1 protein-coding gene is annotated in these 1804 nt (G+C 38.4%); it reads left to right on the top strand.

The window, feature by feature from the left end; genetic code table 11:
• Window positions 1-525 precede the first annotated feature (525 nt).
• The gene (locus AYJ08_RS04555) at window positions 526-1737 is read left to right on the top strand and encodes a macrolide family glycosyltransferase (RefSeq protein ID WP_064016764.1); all 1212 of its coding nucleotides are present in this window, start codon (window positions 526-528) and stop codon (window positions 1735-1737) included.
• Window positions 1738-1804 lie beyond the last annotated feature (67 nt).

The raw sequence follows: 1804 nt of genomic DNA, 5'->3' as shown, positions 1-1804 counted from the left end.
CTCCTTTCTTCCTCCTGTGCATTATTCTACCAACCGTATTGACTTTAACTGCTAAATAGAAAAAATCGAAACTTTAAACAAAACTCGACAAAATATTACTTAATTTTATATAAAAAATGCTAATAATAGTGGTTTTAATTAATGTTCAGAATCATCCCTGTGTGTTTTTATGTTTTTAGTTTGCAAAAGTGAAAATCAATGTTTAGTAGAAATAAGTTCGATAGAATGCAAGGAAAAACTGACTATTAGATTAAAGATGATACTGAAACAGACTTTAGTATTTCATGCAGAAAAAATATTTACTTCCTTAAAAAGAGGATGTGGATGCTATTAACAAATATTTATCCAAGCATTTTACAAGCATAGAAATTCATGGATTACCTATACCCCCAGCCGCCCCTATACAATGTGCTGGGATTTAACGTTAGACTTGATCCAATATTTTCCCTCATCTATAATCAAGTTGTAACATCTTCTATTTATAGTAATATCTTCTATTTTGATATTTTTGGGGAGGTGTAGTAAGTGGCACGCGTATTGTATGTAACGATTCCAGCAGAAGGTCACGTGAATCCTACATTAGGATTAGTAAAGCAGCTCGTCGACAATGGAGAAGAAGTTGTCTATATGTGCTCAGAGGAATATCGGACTAGGCTTGCCCAGACTGGGGCACAATTTTTGGCCTATCAATTGGATGAACAAATATTTAGAGACCTTGGTTTTAATCCAACCGAAATTAGACATCCGCTTCAATTCACCGATTTTATGCTGCGAGGCATTATTGAACCACATATTCCGGAAATCTTAAGGCAGGTAGAGAACGATTCTTTTGACTACTTAATTTTTGACTCCTTATTTGGTTGGGGAGGGGAAATTTTAGGGAAAAGGTTAGGTATTCCGACGATTTGCTCCGTTACAAACTTCGCTTTTGCTGGGCCTCTAAGCAAAATTATAGAAGAGATTGATGCAGGAGATTTAGATGTAGAAGCTCTTTATGAAAGACTAACGAATACAGCGCAAAGCATCGCGAGTGCATGCAACGTAGCTGTTCCTGCTATTGAAGATATCACTCGCCAATATGGTCAAATTAAGATTGTATTTACAAGCCGTGATTTCCAACCAGATGCTGATAAGCTTGATGATAGCTATATATTTACTGGCCCCTCCATTACACCGCGTCTTGATGCTCCTTCATTTCCGCTTGAACAGCTTCGAGCTCAATATGATAAAGTTGTCTACATTTCAATGGGCAGTATCTTGAACAAAGATATCGAATTTTATAAATTTTGCTTTGAAGCCCTTCACGATATCCCGGCTCAATTTGTGTTATCGAGCGGTCAAGGCACGGATATGAGTTCGCTAGAGGACAGGATTCCACATAATTTTATCATTGAGCCGTATGTTCCCCAGTTGGAAGTGCTCCAGCAAGCGGATGCTTTTATTACACATGCCGGCATGAATAGTGCAAGTGAGGCTCTCTATTATAATGTACCGCTTGTGATGATTCCGCTAAGCTCAGATCAACCACTTGTTGCCAAGCAGGTAGAGGAGTTCGGAGCTGGTATTACTTTAGATAAAAGTCAGCTTACTCCTGAAGATTTGAAGTCCGCATTGTTGCAAGTGTTAAACGAATCTGCTTATAAACAGCATGCCGAGCGGTTAGGTGATTCCTTACGTAATGCTGGCGGGTACAAAGAAGCCGCAAGTCGTATTATGGCTTTGTTTTCTAAAGTATAAAATGTAGCATCACGCCAGTTTTAATGAACGCAACCTGATGACTTATGGAAAATGGCGTACGAATCTG

It is taken from the genome of Brevibacillus sp. SKDU10, from assembly GCF_001645205.1.
GTDB classification, from domain to species: Bacteria; Bacillota; Bacilli; order Brevibacillales; family Brevibacillaceae; genus Brevibacillus_B; species Brevibacillus_B halotolerans.
Note: the sequence above shows the minus strand (reverse complement) of the source record. Positions and strands in the feature narration are given on the sequence as shown.